The organism is Stappia sp. TSB10GB4 (assembly GCF_900185745.1).
Taxonomy (GTDB): domain Bacteria; phylum Pseudomonadota; class Alphaproteobacteria; order Rhizobiales; family Stappiaceae; genus Stappia.
Genome location: NZ_FYAV01000038.1, coordinates 108427 through 131095, shown reverse-complemented (window position 1 = coordinate 131095; position 22669 = coordinate 108427). Strand labels below are relative to the sequence as shown.

At 68.6% G+C, this 22669-nt stretch carries 20 protein-coding genes; 9 read left to right on the top strand and 11 right to left on the bottom strand.

Annotation, left to right across the window (positions count from 1 at the left end; genetic code table 11):
• Positions 1-31: 31 nt before the first annotated feature.
• The 3 genes from TSB10GB4_RS07995 to TSB10GB4_RS07985 form a co-directional block, all read right to left on the bottom strand.
• Positions 32-1291: a GNAT family N-acetyltransferase gene (locus tag TSB10GB4_RS07995; protein ID WP_186395297.1), complete on the bottom strand. Its 1260-nt coding sequence runs from the start codon at positions 1289-1291 to the stop codon at positions 32-34.
• 122 nt (positions 1292-1413) lie between these two features.
• Positions 1414-2184 (bottom strand): glycerophosphodiester phosphodiesterase family protein, encoded by a 771-nt coding sequence (locus TSB10GB4_RS07990; protein WP_186395296.1) that lies wholly within the window; start codon positions 2182-2184, stop codon positions 1414-1416.
• Positions 2185-2209: 25 nt separating this feature from the next.
• Complete coding sequence (locus tag TSB10GB4_RS07985) at positions 2210-2674, bottom strand: RidA family protein (RefSeq protein WP_186395295.1); 465 nt, start codon at positions 2672-2674, stop codon at positions 2210-2212.
• A 193-nt stretch (positions 2675-2867) separates the two neighbouring features.
• On the opposite strand from TSB10GB4_RS07985, the gene TSB10GB4_RS07980 reads away from it, so the two are divergent.
• Positions 2868-3722: a cell envelope integrity EipB family protein gene (locus TSB10GB4_RS07980; RefSeq protein WP_186395294.1), complete on the top strand. Its 855-nt coding sequence runs from the start codon at positions 2868-2870 to the stop codon at positions 3720-3722.
• A 66-nt stretch (positions 3723-3788) separates the two neighbouring features.
• Here the strand turns inward: TSB10GB4_RS07980 and TSB10GB4_RS07975 are convergent, their stop codons facing one another.
• Complete coding sequence (locus tag TSB10GB4_RS07975) at positions 3789-4817, bottom strand: amino acid ABC transporter substrate-binding protein (RefSeq protein WP_186395293.1); 1029 nt, start codon at positions 4815-4817, stop codon at positions 3789-3791.
• Between the two features lie 77 nt (positions 4818-4894).
• Entirely contained in the window at positions 4895-5875 is a 981-nt protein-coding gene (locus TSB10GB4_RS07970) for a N(4)-(beta-N-acetylglucosaminyl)-L-asparaginase (RefSeq protein ID WP_186395292.1), read from the bottom strand.
• 250 nt (positions 5876-6125) lie between these two features.
• Here TSB10GB4_RS07970 and TSB10GB4_RS07965 point away from each other — a divergent pair, with 250 nt between their 5' ends.
• Positions 6126-6854, top strand: coding sequence for a GntR family transcriptional regulator (locus tag TSB10GB4_RS07965; RefSeq protein ID WP_186395291.1), 729 nt, complete (start codon positions 6126-6128; stop codon positions 6852-6854).
• Here the strand turns inward: TSB10GB4_RS07965 and TSB10GB4_RS07960 are convergent.
• Genes TSB10GB4_RS07960 through TSB10GB4_RS07950 form a run of 3 tightly spaced genes read right to left on the bottom strand, consistent with a single transcriptional unit; the run spans position 6851 to position 9248 of the window.
• Positions 6851-8203, bottom strand: a complete 1353-nt coding sequence (locus tag TSB10GB4_RS07960; RefSeq protein ID WP_186395290.1) for a DNA polymerase IV — start codon at positions 8201-8203, stop codon at positions 6851-6853. The genes TSB10GB4_RS07965 and TSB10GB4_RS07960 overlap by 4 nt on opposite strands.
• Positions 8204-8241: 38 nt before the next feature.
• Positions 8242-8922: a hypothetical protein gene (locus TSB10GB4_RS07955; protein WP_186395289.1), complete on the bottom strand. Its 681-nt coding sequence runs from the start codon at positions 8920-8922 to the stop codon at positions 8242-8244.
• Complete coding sequence (locus TSB10GB4_RS07950) at positions 8919-9248, bottom strand: DUF3572 domain-containing protein (RefSeq protein ID WP_186395288.1); 330 nt, start codon at positions 9246-9248, stop codon at positions 8919-8921. The genes TSB10GB4_RS07955 and TSB10GB4_RS07950 overlap by 4 nt, the downstream gene beginning before the upstream one ends.
• Positions 9249-9404: 156 nt before the next feature.
• Here TSB10GB4_RS07950 and TSB10GB4_RS07945 point away from each other — a divergent pair, with 156 nt between their 5' ends.
• On the top strand, positions 9405-9773 hold the full coding sequence (locus TSB10GB4_RS07945) for a response regulator (RefSeq protein ID WP_186389062.1): 369 nt from the start codon (positions 9405-9407) through the stop codon (positions 9771-9773).
• A 27-nt stretch (positions 9774-9800) separates the two neighbouring features.
• The gene (locus TSB10GB4_RS07940; protein WP_186395287.1) at positions 9801-11306 is read left to right on the top strand and encodes a PleD family two-component system response regulator; all 1506 of its coding nucleotides are present in this window, start codon (positions 9801-9803) and stop codon (positions 11304-11306) included.
• A gap of 15 nt (positions 11307-11321) precedes the next feature.
• Here the strand turns inward: TSB10GB4_RS07940 and TSB10GB4_RS07935 are convergent, their stop codons facing one another.
• Positions 11322-11963, bottom strand: a complete 642-nt coding sequence (locus tag TSB10GB4_RS07935) for a DUF2799 domain-containing protein (protein WP_186389060.1) — start codon at positions 11961-11963, stop codon at positions 11322-11324.
• Positions 11964-12425: 462 nt separating this feature from the next.
• Between TSB10GB4_RS07935 and topA the strand changes: the two genes are divergently transcribed.
• The 5 genes from topA (at position 12426) to rpmG (ending at position 19055) form a co-directional block, all read left to right on the top strand.
• Positions 12426-15155 (top strand): type I DNA topoisomerase, encoded by a 2730-nt coding sequence (gene topA, locus TSB10GB4_RS07930; RefSeq protein ID WP_186395286.1) that lies wholly within the window; start codon positions 12426-12428, stop codon positions 15153-15155.
• 86 nt (positions 15156-15241) lie between these two features.
• Positions 15242-17494: a ribonuclease R gene (gene rnr / locus TSB10GB4_RS07925; RefSeq protein WP_186395338.1), complete on the top strand. Its 2253-nt coding sequence runs from the start codon at positions 15242-15244 to the stop codon at positions 17492-17494.
• Entirely contained in the window at positions 17491-17979 is a 489-nt protein-coding gene (locus TSB10GB4_RS07920) for a DUF983 domain-containing protein (RefSeq protein ID WP_186395285.1), read from the top strand. The genes rnr and TSB10GB4_RS07920 overlap by 4 nt, the downstream gene beginning before the upstream one ends.
• Positions 17976-18719: an NUDIX hydrolase gene (locus tag TSB10GB4_RS07915; protein WP_186395284.1), complete on the top strand. Its 744-nt coding sequence runs from the start codon at positions 17976-17978 to the stop codon at positions 18717-18719. Before TSB10GB4_RS07920 ends, TSB10GB4_RS07915 begins: the two co-directional genes overlap by 4 nt.
• 168 nt (positions 18720-18887) lie before the next feature.
• The gene (gene rpmG / locus TSB10GB4_RS07910) at positions 18888-19055 is read left to right on the top strand and encodes a 50S ribosomal protein L33 (protein ID WP_186389056.1); all 168 of its coding nucleotides are present in this window, start codon (positions 18888-18890) and stop codon (positions 19053-19055) included.
• Between the two features lie 1769 nt (positions 19056-20824).
• Here rpmG and dprA read toward each other — a convergent pair.
• Positions 20825-21970, bottom strand: a complete 1146-nt coding sequence (dprA, locus tag TSB10GB4_RS07905) for a DNA-processing protein DprA (RefSeq protein ID WP_186395283.1) — start codon at positions 21968-21970, stop codon at positions 20825-20827.
• Entirely contained in the window at positions 21967-22587 is a 621-nt protein-coding gene (plsY, locus tag TSB10GB4_RS07900; protein WP_186395282.1) for a glycerol-3-phosphate 1-O-acyltransferase PlsY, read from the bottom strand. Before plsY ends, dprA begins: the two co-directional genes overlap by 4 nt.
• Between the last annotated feature and the right edge of the window lie 82 nt (positions 22588-22669).

The following is a 22669-nucleotide window of genomic DNA, read 5'->3' as shown; positions in this document are numbered from 1 at the left end:
CGAGTCGGCAGAATCGCTTGGGCCAGGGTCTTCAGGCTTTCCTGAAGGGCGAATGCTCGTCGCGGATATAGGCGCCTTCCTGCTCCACCGCCCGGCGCTCGCGCGCCAGATAGTCGGCGACCGCATCCCGCAATCCGGGATGGGCGATATAATGGGCGGAGCGCGTCAGGCTCGGCAGATAGCCGCGCGCCAGCTTGTGGGCGCCTTGCGCTCCGGCCTCGACGCGGGGCAGGCCGTGCTCGATCGCATGGTCGATCGCCTGATAGTAGCAGACCTCGAAATGCAGGAACGGGTGCTCCTCGGTGCAGCCCCAGTTGCGCCCGAACAGGGCGTGCGAGCCGACGAGGTTCAGCGCGCCGGCGATGTAGCGCCCCTGGCGCCGCGCCATCACCAGCAGCACCCGTCCGCCCAGCCGCTCGCCGAGCAGCGAGAAGAAGCGGCGGTTGAGATAGGGGCGGCCCCATTTGCGCGCGCCGGTGTCCTCGTAGAAGGCATGAAAGGCGTCCCAATGCGCCTCCGTGAGGTCGCTGCCGGTCAGCCGCTCGATCTCGATGCCGCCGGCCAGCGCCTCGCGCCGTTCCTTGCGGATCTGCTTGCGCTTGCGTGAGGCGAGGTCTTCCAGGAACCCCTCGAAATCGGCATAGCCCCGGTTCTCCCAGTGGAACTGCTGGTCGGTGCGCAGCAGATAGCCGTGCTCGCCCGCAGCCCCCCACTCGTCCTCTTCCATGAAGGTGATGTGGGCGGAGGAGGCCTCGCGCAGCGCGCAAAGGTCCTGGAGCCCCTGTGCCAGCGCGGCGATGGCCGCCGGCCGGTCGATGTCCGCGCCGGTCAGGAAGCGCCGGCCGGTCGCCGGGGTGAAGGGCACCGCGCATTGGAGCTTGGGATAGTAGCTGCCGCCGGCCCGCTCATAGGCATCGGCCCAGGCGTGGTCGAAGACATATTCGCCCATCGAGTGGGACTTCAGATAGCAGGGCAGGGCGGCGACGGCGCGCCCCTCCGGGTCTTCCAGGACGAGGTGCTGCGGCAGCCACCCGGCGCGCCGGCCGACGCAGCCGGCTTCCTCCAGGATCGACAGGAAGTCGTGCGAAATGAAGGGGTTGAAGGCGGTTTGCGGAGAAACTGAGTCAGCGCCTGCAGAATCAGATTCAAGTGGGGCGGGCGACAGCTTGCCGCCCGGCTCCAGCCGCCAGCCGGGATTGGCGAGCGCGTCCCACTCTTCGCGCGGAATGTCGGAAAGCCCGCCGATCGCCTTCAGGCGGAACGTGCGGGTGTCGTCGTCGCATGCGCTCACTTGGCAGGCCTTCAACGCTTGCGGCCCGCGTGGGAAGAGGCGCTGCGGGCCGGGTGGGGAACTCGCCCGTCAAATCTAGTGCGCTGCACGCGTGCTGCAAAGGCGGCGTGTCAGGTGCCGCGTCAGGAGGAGACGGCGGCGTCCGGGTCGAAGCCTTCGAAGACGATCTGGTCGGCGAAGGCGCGGGCGCGGGCAAGATCGTCCGGGGTGCGCACCGTCCAGGCGATCAGCGGCAGGCCGAACGCCTTGCGCAGCACCGTCGGGGCGAGCGCCGGGAGGTCCTTCACCCAGTAGGAGACGAAGCTCGGCCGCGTGCGGACGCTGTGCAGAAAGTGGCGCAGGGCGAAGCGCTCGACGCGGCTGGCATGGCCCCAGTCCTTCAGGTCGCGGGCGCCGTCGCCGAGCGCGCCGCGCGGAATGTCGGGAGCGGCCTCGCGCATCAGGGCGAGCATTTCCGGGTCGAAGGACTTCACCGCGACCGGGCCGGAATAGCCGGCAAGGCTGGCGGCGATCGCGGCGATGAAGGCGCGCTCGGGCCGGCGGCCGAAGCGCGACTTGATCTCGATGCACAGGCCCGCCTTGCCGCCCACCTGGTCGAGCAGGTCGTCCAGCGTCCACAGCCGGTCGTCGGTACCGCGCAAGGCGATGCGGGTGAGCTCGGCGGCGCTGCGCTGGCGCACCGGCCCGCTTTCGAAGGTCAGCCGGTCGAGCGTGTCGTCGTGGAAGACGATCGGCACGTCGTCGGCGCTCTGCTGCAGGTCGACCTCGATGGCAAAGCCCTTGTCGACGGCCGCCTGCACGGCGCTCTGGCTGTTCTCGATACAGCCGCGCGATTTGTCGTGATAGCCGCGATGGGCAATGGGACGGCTGGTCAGCCAGGAAATGTCACGCATCGTGGTGTCCCCCGTCCCGCCACCGCTACTCGACCTCGAAGATCGCCTCGACCTCGACGGCGACGCCGAAGGGCAGGCCGGCGACGCCGACGGCCGAACGGGCATGGCGGCCGCGCTCGCCAAGCGCCTCGACGAGGAAGTCGGAGGCGCCGTTCATCACCTTCGGCTGGTCGCCGAAGTCGGGAGCGGAGTTGACGAAGCCGACGATCTTGACGAGGCGCACGACCTTGTCGAGGTCGCCGAGCGCGGCCTTGGCCTGGGCCAGCAGGTTGATCGCGCACAGGCGCGCCGCCGCCTGGCCGTCCTCGACCGAGGTGCCGGCGCCGAGCTTGCCCTGGAACTGGATGCCGTCCGGACCCATCGGGATCTGGCCGGAGATGAAGAGCTGGTTGCCCGTGCGCACGAAAGGCACGTAGTTGGCCGCCGGCGCCGCCGCCTTGGGAAGGGTGACGCCCAGTTCGGCGATGCGTGCCTCGATCTGACCCGACATTGCGGTCCTCCTTTGGATTGTCGGCGGCGACATTGGCGCAAATCCCGTGTGGCATCAAGCCGCCTGCCGGGCGGGAGGGGAGAAACGGGTGGATGATCGGCGCGGCCACCGCGCGCATGCGATAAATGGGTCTGGTCGGCGCGCGCCGGATCGGCAAGACTAGGGTTCGGATTGCTCCAAGGAGACAGGCTTCATGTTTCATACCCACTGGACGCGCCCGCTTCCCCTGGCCGGGCTCGGCGTCCTGCTGGCGCTGGCCGGAGCGCCTGCGACCGCGCTCGCGGGAGCGCCGCTGCAGCCGCACCGCGCCGTCTACGACCTCGGCCTGACCGACAGCGCGGCCGCCGCCGGCATGGCGACCGTGCGCGGGCGCATGGTCTACGAGTTCACCGGCAATGCCTGCGAGGGCTACAGCATCTCCTTTCGCTTCGTCACCCAGATGGCCGACGAGAGCGGCGGCACGCGGGTCACCGACCTGCAGACCAGTTCCTTCGAGGAGCCGGCCGGCAAGAGCTTCCAGTTCCTCTCCAAGACCTTCATCAACCAGCAGCTCAGCGAGGAAACGCGGGGCCGGGCCGAGCGGACGCCGCAGGCCATCGCCATCGACCTGAAGAAGCCGAAGGACCATGCGGTGACGCTGGCCGGCTCGGCGCTGTTCCCGACGGAGCATCTGATGACCCTGCTGGAGCGGGCGCGCGGCGGCGAGACGATCTTCGTCGCCGACCTGTTCGACGGCTCGGAGACCGGCGAGAAGATCTACGGCACCACGGCGGTGATCGGCCCGCGCCGGGAGGGCGCAGGCGATGTCGGCCGCGACGATCCGGCCGCCGTCGGGGCCATCGGGGCGGGCGCCCACTGGCCGGTGACGATCTCCTATTTTGACGAGAGCAAGGGCGACGGCGGCGAGGGCACGCCGATCTATCAGCTCAGCTTCCTGCTCTATGACAACGGCGTCAGCCGCCGCCTGGTGCTCGACTACGGCGATTTCGAGCTGCGCGGAAACCTTGTCGAACTGACGCCGATGCAGGCCAGCGCCTGCGACCGGTAGGCGGCGTTTCGAGGTGGGGGGTGCGGGCGGAAGAACCCGTCCGCACCCGGTTGCGTCAGCGGTCGATCAGCGGATCGGCGGAGCGAACTGGATGCCGCCCTGCGACCACAGCGCGTTGACGCCGCGCGGGAGCTGCATCGGGCTACCGGCGCCCAGGTTCCGGTCGAAGGACTCGCCGTAATTGCCGACATGGCGGACGATCCGGGCGACCCAGTCGTTGGTCAGGCCGAGGTTCTTGCCGAACTCGCCTTCCAGGCCGAGCAGCCGGCGGATCTCCGGATTGTCGCTGGTCTCGGCGATTGCGTCGACATTGGCCTTGGTGACACCGAGTTCCTCCGCATTGACCATCGCGAACACCGTCCAGCGGACGATGTCGAACCAGACGTCATCGCCCTGGCGGACATAGGGGCCGAGCGGCTCCTTGGAGATGACGCCGGGCAGCAGCATATGCGCGTCCGGCTCGGCCATCTTCAGGCGGTAGGAGACGAGCTGCGACATGTCCGTCGTCAGCGCGTCGCAGCGCCCGCTTTCATAGGCCTTCACCGTGTCGTCGATGCTCTGGAAGGTGACGAGCTGATAGGTCATGCCGTTGACGCGGAAATAGTCGGCAAGGTTCAGCTCGTTGGTGGTGCCCTGCACGGTGCAGATCGAGGCGCCGTTCAGCTCGCGGATCGTCTCCACGCCGAGATCGCGGCGCACCTGGAAGCCCTGGCCGTCGTAGTAGTTGACGGCGGTGAAATCGAGGCCAATGCCGGCATCGCGGCCGAGCGTCCAGGTCGTGGTGCGCGGCAGCACGTCGATCTCGCCGGTCTGCAGCGCCACGAGGCGGTCCTTGCTCGACAGCGGCACGAAGTCCGCCTTCTGCGGATCGTCGAAGATCGCCGCCGCCAGCGCCCGGCAGACGTCGACGTCGAGGCCGGTCCATTCGCCCTTGTCGTCGGCCATGCTGAAGCCGGCGATGCCGGTGCTGGTTCCGCAGACCAGCCGCCCGCGCTCCTTGACGATGTCGAGCGTGTCCTTCGCCAGCGCCGCATTGCCGAGCAGCAGCGTTCCCGCCACTGCGGCCATCGCCAGCCTGATGCCAGATGATGCCATTCCATGTTCTCCGGTTGGGTCGTATTTTCAGGTCAAGGACGCGGGCCTGTCCCGCGCCCTTCCGCTGGCGGCACGCGCTACAGGTCCATGACCTCGTAGCGGCCATGCGCCGTTGGCCTCGGTGTCGGGTCGTCGCTGATGGCGATGAGTTCCGCCGGTTCGGCGTGGGGGGCGGCGTCGCCCTCGCGCCAGATCCAGTAGTGGTTCTCGGGCAGTCCGTTGACCGCGACGACCTTGTGACCTCCCTGCGCGTCGATGGCGTGGATGGTGACGCGGCCGATCAGCCCGCCGACCAGCCGGCGCATGTCCTCGACCGCCTCGTAGACGGCGTCCGCGACCGAAAACCCCATCTTCATGTAGAGAACGACGGCCCGCGACGTGCCGGCGCGGATGGTCATCTCGCCAACGCCGGTGCAGGCGCAGGCGCCGAAGCGGCTGTCCGCATAGGAGCCGGCGCCGATCACCGGGCTGTCGCCAAGGCGTCCGGGATATTTCCAGCCCCAGCCTGAGGTGCTGGTCGCCGCGGCGATGTCGCGGTTGCGGTCCTGTCCGAGAAACACCGTCGTGTCGCGGCCAAGCTCCGGGTCGATCGCCTGCTTGCACAGTTCGCGCATCGGCACGTTCGGCCAGTTCCGGCGGTCGGCCTCGCCGACTTCGGTGGCGAACCAGCGCTTCCAGGCGTTTTGCGCGTGCGGCATCAGCAGCTCGCCGGCCTCCGCGCCGATCTCGGCGGCAAAGCGGCGCGCGCCGTCGCCGACGAGGACCTCGTGCGGCAACTGCTCCATCACCTGACGGGCGATGCTGACCGGATGCAGGAAGCCGGTGAGGGCGCCCACCGCGCCGGTGCGGAATGTCGTTCCGTCCATGACCGAGGCATCGAGCTCGACGGTGCCCAGAAGATTGGGCCAGCCGCCGCGGCCGACGGTGCGCACGCTCTCGTCCGCCTCGACCAGGCGCAGGCCCGCCTCGAGCGCGTCGAGCGCGGAGCGGCCCTCGGCCAGGAGCCGCGCCGTCGTCGGAATGCCGCACCCCCCCTCGTTGTTGGAGACGACGATCATGCCGGCCTTGCCTGTGTGTGAGCGGTCTGTTGACTCATTTTGTATCCAGTTATTTGAGAGCCATACGGCCTATTTTTTGGCGGTTTATCGCCGAATTTTTCAAGACTCGCCAGGTGCGAAGAGCGATAGTATGGCAGATTATCTGAGAGATTGGATTCAATTTTTTCGAGGGCGAAAGGCTGCTATCATCGCGGCGGGCGACGGGCTATGCCTTGCCCGACCGACACCGCAACAGAGGCGCGTTCTGCCGATGACATCGACTGCAGCATCAGGAACCCTGGCGGGGCCCGCATCGAGCGAAGCCTCGACCGGGCGCCGCAAGACGACGAGCGCCCAGGTGGTCGACCGGCTGCGCGAGCGCATCCTCAGCGGGGACCTGCCGGAGGGCGCGCAGTTGCGGCAGGAGAAGCTGGCGAGCGAACTCGGTGTCAGCCGCGTGCCGGTGCGCGAGGCGCTGCATCAGCTTGAGGCGGAAGGGCTGGTGACGCTGGTCACCCACAAGGGCGCGGTGGTCTCGGGGCTCTCGGTCGACGATCTGGAGGAGACCTACGAGATCCGCGCCCAGCTCGAAGGCTGGCTGCTGGAGCAGGCCATGCCGATCCTCAGCGAGCGGGACTATGCCCGCGCCGAAGCGCTGGTCGCGGAGATGGAGAGCGACCTGCGCGACGAGAGCTGGTCGGATCTCAACTGGCGCTTCCACGCGACGCTCTATGCGCCGGCGAACCGGCCACGCACGCTGGAGCTGGTGCATAAGCTCTATCGCAATGCCTATCGGCATTTTCCCTTGCCGATCCGGCTGACCGGCGGGCGCGAGCGGATGAGCCGCGAGCACCGGATGCTGGTCGAGCTGTGCCGCAAGGGCGATGTCGCTGCCGCCCGCGAGCATCTGACGACGCATATCCTGCTCGGCGCGCGGACGCTGATTTCCCGGCTGAAGGCCTTGCGGCAGAAGGAAGCGGCGGACGAGAGCGGCCGTTAGCGGTCGCGCTGGCGGCGCGGGTCGCCGGCCTTGGTGAGGCCGAGTTCGACCGCTTGGCTGCCGAATTTCGAGCGCAGCGCGTCGATGGCCCGCTCGGCCCTGGCGCGCTGGCCGGCGGCCGGGTCGACGAGGTCGTCCGGGTCGGCCCGCGTGCCGTCGCTCAGTTCCGACAGGCCGATGCCGATCAGGCGGAAGCGGCGGCCGTCCGCGGCGCCCTTCAGCAGCTCCTCGCCGGTGCGGAAGATCCGGTCGGCGAGCTGCGTCGGATCAGCGAGGCTGCGCGAGCGGGTGAGGATGCGGAAGTCCGGCGTCTTCAGCTTCAAGGTTACGGTGCGCCCCGCGAGATCCGCCGCCTTCAGCCGCGCCGAGACCTCTTCCGCGAGGCGCCGCAGGATGGCGCGCAGCGTCCCCAGATCGGAAATGTCGGTGTCGAAGGTCGTCTCGCTCGACACGCTCTTGGTCTCGCGGCTCGCCGAGACCGGCCGCTCGTCGCGGCCATGGGCAAGGCTCGCCAGCCGCAGGCCCATTGCGCCGTAGCGGCGGGCAAGGTCCACCGGGTCCATCATCTGCAACTGGCCGATGGTGGTCAGCCCGTCGGCGGCGAGCTTCTGCTGGAACACCTTGCCGACGCCCCAGATCAGCCCGATCGGCTGCCCGGCAAGGAAGCTTTTCGCCTCCGCCGCGCCGATCACCGAGAAGCCGCGCGGCTTGTCGAGATCGGAGGCGATCTTGGCGAGGAACTTGTTGGGCGCAAGCCCGACGGAGACGGTGACGCCGACCTCCTCCTCGATGGAGCGGGCGAAGCGGGCGAGCGTTTCCGCCGGGCTCGCGTGGTGCAGCCGCTCGGTGCCGGTCAGGTCGAGAAACGCCTCGTCGATCGACAGCGGCTCGACCAGCGGCGTCAGCGCCCGCATCCGCTCGCGGATGTCGCGGCCGACGCGGGCATATTTCGCCATGTCCGGCTTGATCACCACCGCGTCGGGGCACAGTTCGCGCGCCTTGAACATCGGCATGGCCGAGCGCACGCCGCTGATCCGGGCGATGTAGCAGCAGGTCGAGACGACGCCGCGGGTCCCGCCGCCGACGATCACCGGCCGGTCGGTCAGCTCCGGATTGTCGCGCTTTTCCACCGAGGCATAGAAGGCGTCGCAGTCGATATGGGCGATCGACAGGCTGTCGAGCTCGGGATGGGAGAGCACGCGCGGACTGCCGCAGGCGCGGCAGCGCAGAAAGCTGCCGCGCATTGCCGCCGGCGCCCGGGTCAGGCAGTCGCGGCACAGCACGGTGCCGGCGCGGGGGGCTTGCGCGCCGTCCGCTCGATCTCCCCCAACAGGCGCTGCGCCCGACATGTCCCGCGGCTCCGGTCCTTCGGCGGCGGGGTGGGCTCTCAGCCGCCGATCACCTGGCGAATATACGTTGCCGCCGTGTCCCAGTCATGGGTCTTGAGGCCGGTTCCCTCGATATCCTCCGCCCCGGCGAAGAAGCGCCTGTCGGCGATGAAATGCACCAGCGTGCTGCCCGCATGGCTGTCGCGCACCGAGCGGATATTGGCGGGGCTGTCGTCGATGAAGACGACCGGCGCGCTGCGCCCGGCGGCAAGCGCTGCCACCGCGCCGCCCTTGGGGCCGGAATTGGTGATGAGCGGATAGGTCATGCCGTGGCTGGTGAGGGTGCGGATGCGGCCCTCGCGGTTCCAGGCGCCGGGCAGGTTGGTGAGGAACACCACGTCGGCGGCGCCGGCAAGGCCGGCCAGAGCGTCGGCAGCGCCCGGCACCGGCTGTTGCCGCTCGACCCATTCGTCGAAGAAGGCCTGGATCAGCGCCCGCACCACCACCGCCTCCAGCAGCGTGCCGGCGGCATCGGCGATGTTGCCGGTGAGCTTGTAGTCGTGGCTGAGGAAGCGGTGGCCGGAGCGGCCCATATGCTCCTCCAGATGGACGAGGAACAGCAGCGCCACCTCGTCGACATCGCAGATGACCAGCGGCCGGGCAGGGCGCGCGGGCTGTGCCGCGTGCAGCCGGCGGATCTGGTCGAGCGTTGCCGGCAGCACCGGGGTCGGCGCGCTCATGCGCCGCCGTCCCCGAATCCGTCCCCGAAGCCGTCCCCGCCATGGGCCGTGTCGAGCGCGTGGCGGGCGGTGGCGATGGTGGTCGGGCGCAGCCCGCGCGCCTCGCAGAAGGCGAGCAGCAGGGCCTCGTGGCCCATGTAGAATTCCAGCACGCCGATCAGGAAGCCGGGCTCGTTTGCCGCCTGGCGCAGCTCCGCCGGACCGATGCCGGCGAGAGCCAGGAAACGGCCGAGATGCTCCATGTCGGAGGCGAGATAGCCGAGCGCGTCGGTGGCGACCGCCTCCGCCTCCTCGGGTCCCAGCCGGGATGAATGCCGCGCGATCATTCGCGTTTGCCTTTCCGAAACGAATTCCCTCTACGATATATGGTACCTATCGTGGGTAAGGGGCCGACGCCAGTCACGCTCTCGCCAAGCCGGCACGGGTCTCGTGCCGGCATGTGAGCCGCGGGTAGGCCGGGCGCGGGGACGAAGGCGAATACTATGGCTAAAACCGTGCTGATTGTTGAGGATAACGAACTCAACATGAAGCTGTTTCACGATCTTCTCGAGGCGCATGGCTATCAGACGCTGCAGACCCGCACGGGGATGGAAGCGCTGGAGCTGGCGCGCGAGCATCGTCCGCAACTGATTCTCATGGACATCCAGTTGCCGGAGGTCTCCGGCCTCGAAGTCACCAAGTGGATCAAGGAAGACGACGACCTCAAGGCGATCCCGGTCATCGCCGTCACCGCCTTCGCCATGAAGGGGGACGAGGAGCGGATCCGCCAGGGCGGCTGCGAGGCTTATATCTCCAAGCCGATCTCGGTCGCCAAGTTCCTGGAAACCGTTCGTTCCTATCTGGGCGACTGACCGACGGACGGGGGCCAACGGGCGGGCATGAGCGGGCGCATTCTCGTCGTCGACGACGTCAAGGCGAATGTGAGGCTTCTGGAAGCCCGGCTCGGCGCCGAGTATTTCGAGGTCCGCTCCGCCGTGAGCGGCGCCCAGGCGCTGGAGATCCTCGCCGGCTGGCCCTGCGACATCGTGCTGCTCGACGTGATGATGCCCGGCCTCGACGGGTTCGAGGTCTGCCGGCGGATCAAGACCGACCCGCGCAGCGCCCATATCCCGGTGGTGCTGATCACCGCGCTGGACGGGGCCGAGGACCGGATCCGCGGCCTGCGCGCCGGGGCCGACGAATTTCTCACCAAACCGGTCAACGATGTCGCGCTGGTGGCACGGGTGCGCAACCTGATCGGCCTCAAGCGGCTCAGCGACGAGTTGCGCCTGCGCGCCCAGACCGGATCGCACTTCGGCCTTGCCAGCGACTTCGACCCGGCCGGCGAGGCGCCAGCCTGCGTGCTCGTCGTCGATGACCGGCCCGCCTCGGCCGAGCGGCTCGCCGCCGCGCTCGCGCGCGACTACGACGTGGTGGTCGAGCCCTCCGCGCCGCAGGCGCTCTTGGGCGCCGCCGATGGCAGCTACGACACGATCCTGATCAACCTGCGCATGGCCGGCTACGATGCCCTGCGCCTCGTCTCGCAACTGCGGTCGCTGGAGCGCACGCGGCTGGTGCCGATCGTGCTGATCGCCGATGCGGACGACACCGCGCGGGTGACGCGGGGGCTCGATCTCGGCGTCAACGACCATGTCGCGCGGCCGATCGACAAGACCGAACTGCTGATCCGGGTGCGCACCCAGGTCAGCCGCAAGCGGGCGATGGACCGGCTGGCGGCGGATGTCGAGCAGACCCTGGCGATGGCGGTCACCGATCCGCTGTCGGGCCTGCGCAACCGGCGCTATCTGGAGACGCATCTGGCGAGCGAGTTGCGCCAGGCGGCGGAGGCCGGTCTGCCCTTGGCCCTGATGCTGGTCGATATCGACCATTTCAAGCGGATCAACGACCTGCACGGCCATGACGCCGGCGACAGGGTGATCCGCGACGTGGCGCGGCGGCTGCGCTCGCACACCCGCAGCCTCGATCTCGCCTGCCGGTTCGGCGGCGAGGAATTCGTCATGCTGATGCCGGAGACGGACCTGGACAAGGCCGCCGGCATCGCCGAGCGGCTGCGCAAGGTCATCGAGGCCGAACCCTTCCATCTGCCGTCCGACGACGAGATGCTGGTGACCGTCAGCATCGGCGTCGCCAGCTATCGGGGAACCGGCGACAGCGGCCCGAAGATGCTCAAGCGCGCCGACCAGGCGCTGTACCGGGCCAAGGGCGAGGGGCGCAACCGCGTGGCGCTGGAGCAGGCCGGGGAGCAGTCCGGGGAGCAGACCCGAATGGAGCAGGCCGAGGCGCAGACCCGAATGGGGCATGCGCCGGCCGGCCGTCCCGACAGCGCTCCGGCGGGCGAGGCCGCTCCGGCGCCGTCGTCCGGCCGCGGCGCCCGCACCGGCTGAGCCCCAGGCGTCCTCCTAGCGGTAGCCGGGGATCGTGCGGCGGGCTTCCTCCTCCACCTGCCACCTGGTCGCTTCATAGTCGCGGCGCCGGTCGTTCAGCTCGAAACGGGCTTCCTGGATGTTGAAGCGGGCGTCCTGCACCTTCTGGCGCAGGTCGTTCTGGCGGTTGCGGCAGGTGGTCAGCTCGTCGCCCGACTTGTCGCTGCAGTTGACCCGGCCAAGGTCGGCGTTGAGGCGGTCGATCTCGCGCTGGCGCTCGTCGATGCGCCGTTCCAGACTGGTGAGGCGGTCGCGCGAGGACCACAGCCGCTGGCCGAGCCGGTGGGCGCGCTCGGCCTCGCCGGCAAGGTTCGGCGGGCAGATCGGCGACAGGCTGGTGTTCTGCTGGCCGAGGTTGAAGCCGTTCAGCGGGGTGCAGTAGAGCAGCACGCCTTCGCTCCAGCCGCTCATATAGGCCTGCGGATCGGGGGTGACGCCGTGGCGGCCGCAATCCTTGGTCACGTCCTCGAAACGCGAGGACGGGTAGCCCTGGGCGGCGTGAGCGCGGCCGATCTCGCTCCAGTCGCCGGCAAGGCATTGTTCCTTGGAAACGGTTTCGCAGCCGGCGAGAAGGCCCGCGCCGAGCAGCAGCAAGGCTGCGTGAAGAACATATTTCATGACATGCACCCGTGTGAGCCAAGACGTGCCGACCGGGTGTTTGCCCCCCCAACGGCATGTTCTCCTTACAGGACCGGGCGGGGCGGGCGCAACGGCCCTGAGGCTGCGACCCGCCGCCGCTTCGCGTCACGCCCTTCTGCTGGTGCCCCCGCCGCACCCTGCCGCTGCTTCGCTTACCCCCTGCCGCTGCTTCGCTCACCCCCCTCTCGGGCGTCTTCCCGGACGGCGCGCCAGCGCCGAGCCGGGATCGGGGAGCTGAGGGCGGTTGGGGAGCATCCGAGCGGCCCCCGCCGCACCCTGTTGCCGCGCGTCGCCGTGCCGCCCTTGACCCGCCTCGTCGGAAAGGTCATTTGACAGCGGCCATAGATTTGAGGGATCGTCCCGCGTCAGTCGCGCAGGCCGTATCCGTTGCAAGGCGCCGTCCAGACGGGTCGGCGCACCCGTTTTCCTGTTTGGGGTCTCATGAATATCGTCATTGTGGAATCGCCGGCCAAGGCCAAGACCATCAACAAGTATCTTGGCTCGGATTATCAGGTCCTCGCCTCCTACGGCCATGTCCGCGACCTGCCTCCCAAGGACGGTTCCGTGCTGCCCGACGAAGATTTCGCGATGACCTGGGATGTCGATGCGAAGTCGCAGAAGCGCCTCAACGACATCGTCCGCGCCGTCAAGGATGCCGACCGCCTGATCCTCGCGACCGACCCCGACCGCGAGGGCGAGGCGATTTCCTGGCACGTGCTTGAAGTGCTGCGGCAGAAGAAGGCGCTGAAGGACAAGCAGGTCCAGCGCGTCGTCTTCAACGCCATCACCAAGAAGTCGGTGCTCGACGCGATGGCCAACCCGCGCGAGCTCGACGAGCCGCTGGTCGATGCCTATCTGGCCCGCCGCGCGCTCGACTATCTCGTCGGTTTCACCCTGTCGCCGGTGCTGTGGCGCAAGCTGCCGGGCGCCCGCTCGGCCGGCCGGGTGCAGTCGGTCGCCCTGCGCCTCGTCTGCGACCGCGAGGCCGAGATCGAGCGCTTCGTGCGCCAGGAATACTGGTCGGTGCTGGCCAATCTGACGACGGCGGGCGGCGCTGCCTTCCAGGCGCGCATCGCCGCCTTCGACGGCAAGAAGCTCGGCCGCCTCGACATCGCCAACGAGGACCAGGCGAACAAGATCGCCGCCTTCCTGCGCGCCGCCTCGCTGAAGGTCGCGAGCGTTGAATCGAAGCCGCAGCGCCGTCATCCGGCCGCGCCCTTCACCACCTCGACCCTGCAGCAGGAAGCCTCGCGCAAATACGGCTTCGCCGCCGCCCGCACCATGCAGATCGCCCAGAAACTCTATGAAGGCGCCGATATCGGCGGCGAGACCGTCGGCCTCATCACCTATATGCGGACCGACGGCGTGCAGATCGCCGGCGAGGCCATCGCCTCGGCCCGCAAGGTGATCGGTAAGGACTACGGCGACACTTACGTTCCGGAAAAGCCGCGCCACTACTCCTCCAAGGCGAAGAACGCCCAGGAGGCGCACGAGGCGATCCGGCCGACCGATCTGACCCGCCGCCCGCGCGACGTCGCCCGCTATCTCGATCCCGATGCCGCCCGGCTCTACGAGCTGGTGTGGAAGCGCACCATCGCCTCGCAGATGGAATCCGCCGTGCTGGAGCGCACCACGGTCGATATCGACGCGAGCGGCGCTGGTGGGTCGGCGACCCTGCGCGCCACCGGCTCGGTCGTGCGTTTCGACGGCTTCCTCGCGCTCTATCAGGAGGGCCGCGACGACGAGGAGGACGAGGACGCCCGCCGGCTGCCGGCCATGAGCGAGGGTGAGAAGGTGGAGCGCCAGTCGATCGAGACCGCGCAGCACTTCACCGAGCCGCCCGCCCGCTTCACCGAGGCGACCCTGGTCAAGAAGATGGAAGAGCTCGGCATCGGCCGTCCCTCGACCTATGCCTCGACGCTGCAGACCCTGCGCGACCGCGACTATGTCACGCTCGACGGCAAGCGCCTGATCCCGCAGGACAAGGGCCGGCTCGTCACCGCCTTCCTGGAAAGCTTCTTCAACCGCTATGTCGAATACGACTTCACGGCGGAACTGGAGGAAAAGCTCGACCGCATCTCGGCCGGCGAACTGTCGTGGAAGGATGTCTTGCGCGATTTCTGGAAGGACTTCTCCCTCTCGGTGCACGACACCAAGGACCTGCGCGTGTCGCAGGTGCTGGACGCGCTGAACGAGATGCTGGCCGCCCATGTCTTCCCGGACACGGGCAATGGCGAGGATCCGCGCAAGTGCCCGGTCTGCGGCTCCGGCCGCCTGTCGCTGAAGGTCAGCCGCTTCGGCGCCTTTGTCGGCTGCTCGAACTACGACAAGGACAAGCTGGAGGGCAAGGTTCCCAACGAGAACCCGCCGCATTGCGGCTACACCCGCCAGCTTTCGGCCGCCGGCGGCGGCGAGGAGGGCGATGCGGAGATCGCCGACGGGCCGAAGCTGCTCGGCCAGGACCCGGCGAGCGGCCTCGACGTCACCCTGCGCTCCGGGCGGTTCGGCCCCTATGTCCAACTCGGCGAGGAGGCCAAGCCGAAGCGCGCCTCGCTGCCGCGCGGCTGGCAGGTCGCCGACATGGACCTCGACAAGGCCTTGCAGCTTCTGTCGCTGCCGCGCGAGGTCGGCCCGCATCCCGAGGACGGCAAGATCATCTCCGCCGGCATCGGCCGCTACGGCCCCTTCGTGCTGCATGACGGCACCTATGCCAATCTGGAAAGCGCCGACGAGGTGTTCTCCGTCGGCATCAACCGCGCGGTTGATGCGCTGGCCCAGAAGCGCGCGAAGTCGACGCGCGGCGGCGCTGCCGCCGCTCCGCTGAAGGAGCTCGGCGCGCATCCGGACGGCGGGCCGATCACCGTGCAGGACGGCCGCTACGGACCTTACGTCAAGTGGGCGAAAGTCAACGCCACCCTGCCCAAGGGCAAGGACCCGATGACGGTGACGCTGGAAGAGGCGATCGAGATCGTCAATGCCAAGGCCGGCAAGTCGGGGGCCGACAAGTCGGGCAAGGGCGCCAAGAAGGCTGCGCCCAAGAAGGAGCCCGCCGCCAAGAAGGCACCTGCGAAGAAGCCCGCCGCGAAAACGACAGCGGCCAAGAAGCCGGCCGCCAAAAAACCGGCGGCGAAGCCGAAGAAGGCGACTGCCGCCGCGGATGGCGCTTCTTGAGCACCAAGGCGCCGAAACGTCCGCGCGCGGCAAAAAAGGGCGAAAAGACCAAGGGCACGGCGGAACTGCCGGGCCGTGACGCGATCATGGCCTTCCTCGCCGACAATCCCGGCATGGCCGGCAAGCGCGAGATCGCCCGCCATTTCGGCATCACCGGCGGCGCCCGCATCTATATGAAGCGGCTGCTGCGCGAGATGGCCGACGACGGGCTGCTGGAAAAGCGGCAGAAGCGCCTGTCGCGCCCCGGCGACCTGCCGCCGGTGCTGGTCGTCGTCGTCACCGGGCGCGACAGCGACGGCGAGTTGCTGGCCGAGCCGGCAAGCTGGGACGAGGACGAGCACGGGACGCCGCCGCGCCTCCTGGTGCTGCCCGATCCGCACAAGTCCGACGTGCGCGTGCCCGGCCTCGGCGACCGGCTCCTGGTGCGCGTCACCGGCGATCCGACGGGGGACGAGGCGTCCCGCGCGGGCCGCATCATCAAGCTGCTCGAACGCCAGTCCTCCAGCGTTCTCGGCATCCTGCGCCAGGCGCGTGGGCGCACCTTCCTGGAGCCGATCGACCGCAAGCAGAAGGAACTGGAGATCGACACCAGCGATCTCAAGGGCGCGGTAGACGGCGATCTCGTCGGCGCCCAGGTCACCAAGGTCGGCCGCTACGGGCTGCCGCGCGGGCGCATCGTCCGCCGCATCGGCGCCATGCATTCGGAAATGGCGGTCTCCGAGATCGCCCTGCACACCCACGGCATCCCGCATGACTTCCCCGACCGGGTGATCGAGGCGGCGGAGGCGGCGACGCCGGCGACCCTGTCGGGCCGCGAGGACTGGCGCAAGCTGCCGCTGATCACCATCGACCCGGCCGACGCCAAGGACCATGACGACGCGGTGCATGCGGTCGCCGACGACGACCCGGCCAACGAGGGCGGCTATATCGCCACCGTCGCCATCGCCGATGTCGCCTATTACGTCCGCCCCGGCGAGCCGCTCGACCGCGAGGCGCATCTGCGCGGCAATTCGGTCTATTTCCCCGACCGGGTGATCCCGATGCTGCCCGAGGCGCTGTCCAACGGGCTGTGCTCGCTGAAGGAGGGCGAGGAGCGCCCGGCGATGGCCGTGCGCATGGTCTTCGACGGGGAGGGGCGCAAGCTGCGCCACAGCTTCCACCGGGTGATGATGCGCTCGGCGCTGAAGATCTCCTACGACAAGGCACAGGCGGCGATCGATGGCGAGCCGGGCATCGTCGCCGACGCGGTGCTGGACGATGTCCTGAGGCCGCTGTGGGCCGCCTATGCCTGCCTGAAGCGCGGCCGCGAAGCGCGCGAGCCGCTCGACCTCGACCTGCCCGAGCGCAAGATCCGCCTGAAGCCGGACGGCACCGTCGACGGCGTCCATGTGCCGGCCCGCCTCGACGCGCACAAGCTGATCGAGGAATTCATGATCCAGGCCAATGTCGCGGCGGCCGAGACGCTGGAGAAGCACGGCGTTCCGCTGCTCTACCGCGTCCACGACGCGTCGAGCCCGGAAAAGCTGGAGGCGCTGAAGGAGTTCCTGGGGACGCTCGGCATCCGCCTTGCCTCGAGCGGCGGCATCCGCCCGTCGGCCTTCAACGGCATCCTGCGGAAGGTCGAGGGCACGCCGGAGGCCGAGCTGGTCAACCAGGTGATCCTGCGCAGCCAGGCCCAGGCGGAATATTCGCCGCAGAACATCGGCCATTTCGGCCTCAACCTGCGCCGCTACGCCCATTTCACCTCGCCGATCCGCCGCTATGCCGATCTCATCGTCCATCGCGGGCTGATCCGGGCGCTGAAGCTCGGCGACGACGGGCTGCCGGACGGCATGGAGGGGCGGCTGGAGATGATCGGCGCCGACGTCTCGGCGGCCGAGCGGCGGGCGATGCTGGCCGAGCGCGACACGATCGACCGGCTGATCGCCCTGTGGCTGGCCGACCAGGTCGGCATGCGCTTCGCCGGGCGGATCTCCGGCGTCGTCAAGTCGGGCCTGTTCATCCGCCTCGACGACACCGGCGCGGACGGGTTCGTGCCCGCCTCGACCCTTGGCGCCGACTATTACCATTACGACGAATCGTCGCATTCGATGAGCGGGCGAACCACCGGGGAAACCTTCGCTCTTGGCGACCGGGTCGAGGTCCGGCTGGTCGAGGCGGCCCCTTACGCGGGGGCGCTGCGGTTTGAACTTTTGAGCGAAGGTCACTATCACAAGCGAAGGAATGCGCGTGAGCGCACCATCGCGCGCAGCCGCAAGCACAAGAGCGGCGGTGCCGGTGTCCCGGGCAAGACCGGGCAGCCGCCGAGGGGGCGGCCATCGAAAGGACGGCGCACATGACAGTCACCTATGCAGGATCGCCCGAGCTTGTGGGCACCGCCGCGGCCAGGGCCTCCCTGGACGCCAAGCCCAAGCGCGAGGTCGGCCGCGCCATGCTGCTGGGTGCCAAGGGGCGCTGCCCGGCCTGCGGAACGGGGCGCCTTTACGGCAAGTATCTCAAGGTCGAGCCGGTCTGCGCCTCCTGCGGCGAGGAGCTCCACCACCACCGCGCCGACGACGCGCCGCCCTATTTCACCATCTTCGTGGTCGGCCACGTGGTGCTGCCGATCGCGCTCGCGGTCGAGGTGATGACGGTGCCGCCGATGTGGGTGCACATGGCGCTGTGGCTGCCGCTGATCGTGCTGCTGACGCTGGTCTGCCTGCCGCCGATCAAGGGCGCGCTGATCGGCCTGCAATGGGCCAATTACATGCACGGCTTCGACCCCAACGCCATCGGCGACGACCAGCCGGCCTATGATTTCGGCGGAGACGGCACCCGTTCATGAGCGAGTTTCTGGTCCGCCGGCTGTCGGAAGCCGAGCGCTACATGGACAATCCCAACCTGCGGCCGAAGGATGCGGCGACGCTCTTGGTGCTCGACCGCAGGGACGACGGCAATCACCGGGTGCTGATGGGCCGCCGCCACATGCGGCACCGCTTCATGCCCGGCATGTTCGTGTTTCCCGGCGGCCGGGTCGACCCGGCCGACAGCCGCGTGCCGGTCGTCGGCGACTACCATCCGGTGGTCGCCAGCAAGCTTGCCCATGCGATGAAGGGACCGAAGACGGACGCCCGCACCCGCGCCTTCACCGTGGCGGCGATTCGCGAGACCTATGAGGAGGCCGGCCTGTTGGTCGGCTCCCGCTGCGACATCGACTGGCAGGGCGCCGGCGACATGGCCGCGTTTTCCGAGCGCCATCTGCTGCCGGACCTGTCGCCGGTGCGGCTGATCGCCCGCGCGATCACTCCGCCGCGCCGGCCGCGCCGCTTCGATACGCGCTTCCTCGCCGTCTTCGCCGATGCTGTGGCCGACCGTCTGCCCTCGGGCACCGGCCCCTCCGGCGAGCTGGAGGAGGTGCATTGGCTGACCCTGCAGGAGGCCAAGGCGCTGGAACTGCCGACGATCACGCTGACGGTGATCGAGGAGCTGCAGGCGCGGCTTGCCGAGGATCCCGAGCTCGATCCGGCCCATCCGGTGCCGTTCTACTACTGGCGCGGCAAGGGCTTCGTGCGCGAGGAGATCTGAGGCGCGGATCGGGGCGCGAAACCGGGAGCGCCGCGCGCCTTCCCGCTTGACTTTGGGCGCGCGAAACGTATGGTGCGCGCTCAGTTTCCCAGAACAACCGGTGGAGCGTCCTCTCCGAACAGCGGAGGCTCCGACGTACGGCCGGACACAAGTGCAAGGACAAGAACGATGGCCAAGGCAAACACCATCAAGATCAAGCTGCTGTCGACGGCCGACACGGGCTTCTTTTACGTGACCAAGAAGAACTCCCGCACCATGACCGACAAGATGGTCAAGCGGAAGTACGATCCGGTCGCGAAGAAGCACGTCGAGTTCCGCGAGACCAAGATCAAGTAAGACCTCGCGCGCAGCGCATCGGTCCCGCCGCTTCAGGCCCCTTCGGGGGCCTTTTGCGTTGCGGCGCGGCCGGCGGCGCAGGCCCGTCCGGACGCCTGCCCGGTCTTCCACCAGACAGCCTTCGACCAGACAGCGTTGGGCCCGGCAGCGTCTGGGTCTTGCGGAATTCGCGAGATGGGATGGCGCAAGGGGAGGGCAGGCGATCGGCGTCCCGGCCGGGACACGAGGAGGCCACTCCAAACCCGGGGGACGCCGATCAAGCCCACGGGTGTCAGGAGATGCGGCGGACCTGAACGTGCCGTGGGTCACCCTGCCGGTCGGAGCCGAAAGCGGCGGCCGGCAGGAACAGGCGGCGACGGTTCGGTTGGAGCGGTCGCGGCCGGTTTCCGAAGACTACTCGAAAGCTTCGACGAATCAACACGCTCGCCGGCTTCGCTAAGAATTTCTTTCATTTTTATGTAAATGAGATCGGTTAATCCGCCGGCCTCGCAAGATTGTTGCGTTTCCCGCGGATTTGCGGATCGATTCCTCCTCGGCTCTCCTTCTCTCCGCCTTCTTCCGGACGCCGGTCCTCTCTTTTTTGCGCGTCCTCCCGCGCGCAGCGCAGCAGTCCTTCGGTGTCCTCCTGCCCGCTCACCCCTCGCCGGGTCCTCCTGGACGTAGCATCCCCTTTTGCCCGCCACCCACGCACCGGCCCCTCCTTGCGTCCTCCCGCACGAAGCGCCACCTACGCACCGGCCCCTCCGGCGTCATCCCGCACGAAGCGAAGCGGAGATGCGGGACCGGCGAGCCGAGGGCCTGTCGGACACGCTCCCCGAACGACGCCACACGCACCGTGGCTCTCCGGTTCCGGCGCGCGGCTGCGCCTTGCCCGGGATGACGCAGGGAGAGGCTGGAGCAGCGAGAGGGGACAACGCCAGCGCCTTCCGCCTCATGCCCGCCAAGGGCGCCAATGGTTCCCGGTTCTGCGCTGCGCTTGACCGGGACGACGTCCGAGAGGGAGGCGCGGCCCCGCATCCCCGCCGCCATCGTCCCACGCTCCAGCTATTGTTCCGGCACGTCAGGCGCCCGCCGTCCGGACGCTGGCGCGCTGGCACGGGGCCGACCGGAGGCAAGGTCCGTAGAACTGCGCAAGTTGCGGGTACGGCACGCGAATATCACGTCATCAGCTTGCCAGAGATCGTTTTTGACGTGTACTATGATTGTATAAAATCAATGGTTGTGCAAACCTTCCATGCCGCCTCGACAAGCCAACAACCGGGTCACACAATGCCGATAGATGCCCATAACGACCGCTCTGAGGCCGCCCGCTACTGCGCCCAGATTTGCCGTGAACTGAGGGACCTTGCCTCGAATAACGAATTGGAATTCCTCGCATATTTGCTGGAGATGGCGCGGGTGGAGGCTTTCGACAGGCATGTCGAACTGGAGCGGCCGGGAGCGGAGAAAGCGGGCAGGCGCTGATCCTTATCATAGGTTGTATTCCAACATATGCATCTATTCCGCAACCCCTGTGCTTCTCTTGGTTGAAATTTAGGTTGTGGTTGTTGCGGGCTGCAATTCGCGGTGATCTTGGCCCTGCCGGCGGGAATGAGCCGCTCGGCCGACCGCCTCCTGCGCCTCTCGGGGATGGGGATCGCAACAGCGGAGCCGCTCTCTCCGCAGCGTGGCTGGAGCGCTCTTTGAACTCTCCCCCAACTCCCCCGAGGCACCCCCACAGCGCCGGTGGGACGCTCCTGGAGCCTCGCAGAGGGCGCCGGCCGGCCGCCTCAGCGGCCGTCGATCAGGCTGATGCGCTGGCCGCGATGGCGTTCCAGCCGGCCGGCCAGTTCCAGCTCCAGCAGGATCACGTGGACGATGCGGGCGGAGAGGCCGGTGTAGCGGATCAGCTCGTCGACCTCGACCGGTGCCGGCCCCAGCGCCGAGAGCACGCGGCTGCGGTCGCTGTCGCCGACATCCGGCGGGGCGATCCGCCGTCCGTCCGCGTCCGGTTCCTCGATGTCGAGGCCGGGGATGTCGTCGGCGATGCGGCGCGGCCCGAGGCTTTCCAGCACATCGGCGCCGTTTGCGACCAGCGTCGCGCCGTCGCGAATCAACCGGTTGCCGCCTTCCGAGCGCGGGTCGAGCGGTGAGCCCGGCACCACGAAGACCTCGCGGTTCTGTTCGGCGGCGAAGCGCGCCGTGTGCAGCGAGCCGGAGCCGCGCGCCGCCTCGATCAGCACCGTTGCCAGCGCCATGCCGGAGATCAGCCGGTTGCGGCGCGGAAAGTCGCGGGCGCGCGGCTTCCAGCCGAACGGCATCTCGCTGACGATGGCGCCGCGCGCGGCGATGTCGTGATAGAGGTCGCGGTTTTCCGGCGGGTAGATGATGTCGATGCCGCCGGCCAGAACCGCCGCCGTGCCGCCGGTCAGCGCGGCCCGGTGCGCCGCCGCGTCGATGCCGCGTGCCAGCCCCGAGATGATGGTATAGCCGGCCGTCGACAGGTAGCCGGCGATTTCGCTGGCGATCTTCTGCCCGGCCAGCGAGGCGTTGCGCGCGCCGACCATGGCAATGGTGGCGCCGTCTGCCAGCCGGTCGTCGGAGCCGAGCACGGCGATCAGCGGCGGCGCGCCGTCGACATGGCGCAGCAGCGGCGGGTAGCCGTGTTCGCCGAGTGCCCTGAAGCGCCCGCCGATCCGCGCCAGCGCCTCGATCTCGCGTTCCGCCTCGTCTTGCGAGGCGATGCGAATGGCGCGCTTGCCGCCGCGGCGGGAGAGTTCGGGCAGGGCGGCGAGCGCCGCCTCGGCCGAGCCGGTGTGGTTGATCAGCTCGCGAAAGGTGACCGGGCCGACATTCTCGGAGCGGATCAGCCGCAGCCAGGCGAGGCGCTGGCGCTCGGAAAGGGCGCGACCGCGCCCGGTCGCGCCTGCGCTCATCCCTTCTGGCCGATCCGGCCTTCGGTGCCCTTGATCAGGCGGCCGATATTCTCGTGATGCTTGGCCCACAGGATCACCGAGAGCAGCGCCATCAGTTCGGCCACCTGCGCCCGGTCGAAGACGGCCCACAGCAGCACGGGGGTGGCGAGGCTCGCCGCCAGCGCCGAGGCGGAGGAGTAGCGGGTGACCACGGCGACAGCGACCCAGATCGCGGCAAAGGCGAGCGCCGCCGGCCAGTAGAGGCCGAGCAGCACACCGAGATAGGTGGCAACGCCCTTGCCGCCGCGAAAGCGCAGCCAGACCGGAAAGAGATGGCCGAGAAAGGCGCCGAGGCCGGCGATCACCGCCGGGTCCGGGCCGCCATAGTGGCTCGCCACCAGCACCGCCGCCGTGCCCTTCAGCATGTCGCCGAGAAGGGTCAGGGCGGCGAGATGCTTCTTGCCGGTGCGCAGCACATTGGTGGTGCCGATATTGCCGGAGCCGATCTTGCGGATGTCGCCCTGGCCCGCCAGCCGGGTGATGATCAGCCCGAACGGGATCGAGCCCAGCAGATAGCCGAAGGCGAGGGCGGCAAGGTAATAGGGCCAGACGAGACCCCAACTGATCGGATCGGGCAACGTGCAGCCTCCGGTTGCAACAGCGAGGTAACTCTAAAGCACAAGGAGGGAAAGGCAAATCCGCTTTTCCCAAGGGCAGGAC

Bases quoted from the DNA above. Each gene is read 5' to 3' on its own strand.
- TSB10GB4_RS07940 (WP_186395287.1), top strand. From the start codon at position 9,801: ATGAGCGGGCGCATTCTCGTCGTCGACGACGTCAAGGCGAATGTGAGG.
- rnr (WP_186395338.1), top strand. From the start codon at position 15,242: ATGGCCTTCCTCGCCGACAATCCCGGCATGGCCGGCAAGCGCGAGATC.
- TSB10GB4_RS07975 (WP_186395293.1), bottom strand. From the start codon at position 4,817: ATGGCATCATCTGGCATCAGGCTGGCGATGGCCGCAGTGGCGGGAACG.
- TSB10GB4_RS07935 (WP_186389060.1), bottom strand. From the start codon at position 11,963: ATGAAATATGTTCTTCACGCAGCCTTGCTGCTGCTCGGCGCGGGCCTT.
- TSB10GB4_RS07990 (WP_186395296.1), bottom strand. From the start codon at position 2,184: ATGCGTGACATTTCCTGGCTGACCAGCCGTCCCATTGCCCATCGCGGC.
- TSB10GB4_RS07985 (WP_186395295.1), bottom strand. From the start codon at position 2,674: ATGTCGGGTCAGATCGAGGCACGCATCGCCGAACTGGGCGTCACCCTT.
- TSB10GB4_RS07970 (WP_186395292.1), bottom strand. From the start codon at position 5,875: ATGATCGTCGTCTCCAACAACGAGGGGGGGTGCGGCATTCCGACGACG.
- TSB10GB4_RS07915 (WP_186395284.1), top strand. From the start codon at position 17,976: ATGAGCGAGTTTCTGGTCCGCCGGCTGTCGGAAGCCGAGCGCTACATG.
- topA (WP_186395286.1), top strand. From the start codon at position 12,426: ATGAATATCGTCATTGTGGAATCGCCGGCCAAGGCCAAGACCATCAAC.
- dprA (WP_186395283.1), bottom strand. From the start codon at position 21,970: ATGAGCGCAGGCGCGACCGGGCGCGGTCGCGCCCTTTCCGAGCGCCAG.
- TSB10GB4_RS07920 (WP_186395285.1), top strand. From the start codon at position 17,491: ATGACAGTCACCTATGCAGGATCGCCCGAGCTTGTGGGCACCGCCGCG.
- rpmG (WP_186389056.1), top strand. From the start codon at position 18,888: ATGGCCAAGGCAAACACCATCAAGATCAAGCTGCTGTCGACGGCCGAC.
- TSB10GB4_RS07960 (WP_186395290.1), bottom strand. From the start codon at position 8,203: ATGTCGGGCGCAGCGCCTGTTGGGGGAGATCGAGCGGACGGCGCGCAA.
- TSB10GB4_RS07980 (WP_186395294.1), top strand. From the start codon at position 2,868: ATGTTTCATACCCACTGGACGCGCCCGCTTCCCCTGGCCGGGCTCGGC.
- TSB10GB4_RS07950 (WP_186395288.1), bottom strand. From the start codon at position 9,248: ATGATCGCGCGGCATTCATCCCGGCTGGGACCCGAGGAGGCGGAGGCG.
- TSB10GB4_RS07965 (WP_186395291.1), top strand. From the start codon at position 6,126: ATGACATCGACTGCAGCATCAGGAACCCTGGCGGGGCCCGCATCGAGC.
- TSB10GB4_RS07945 (WP_186389062.1), top strand. From the start codon at position 9,405: ATGGCTAAAACCGTGCTGATTGTTGAGGATAACGAACTCAACATGAAG.
- TSB10GB4_RS07955 (WP_186395289.1), bottom strand. From the start codon at position 8,922: ATGAGCGCGCCGACCCCGGTGCTGCCGGCAACGCTCGACCAGATCCGC.